1 pseudogene is annotated in these 387 nt (G+C 53.7%); it reads right to left on the bottom strand.

What is annotated here, in order from left to right:
- Window positions 1–42: 42 nt before the first annotated feature.
- A pseudogene (locus XpopCFBP1817_RS22420) lies at window positions 43–387 on the bottom strand (hypothetical protein); the annotation flags it as partial.

Raw genomic sequence — 387 nt, forward strand, 5'->3', positions numbered from 1 at the left:
ATTAGGGAAAATTGCTCTGGTGTGATCTCCATACCCGATAGTTTACTCGCTCAGGCCATTAGTGTTAACAGGCCCTAATACATGCTGCCGATACGCTGGATTCCAGACGGTGTTGCCGGCAACGAGGTGGTTAGTTCGCCCTGCCGTTACCATCATGCCGGACTCAAGATCGCGGCGAGTGGACATGGGGTTAACCGCTCCAACTACAGCAGAGCCAATCCCACATGCACCGGCTGCCAGACCGCCCAAGGTAATCGCTGCCGATGTCATGCCCCCTGCAAGAGCGGCTCCTTTTTGGTAATCGACATACATAAGGGCACCTCGAACAACCAAGTCGTAGCCGTGGTGACACGCACTGGATGATGACCATACCTTCAAAAAATCAGC

This window comes from Xanthomonas populi (assembly GCF_002940065.1).
Taxonomy (GTDB): Bacteria; Pseudomonadota; Gammaproteobacteria; order Xanthomonadales; family Xanthomonadaceae; genus Xanthomonas; species Xanthomonas populi.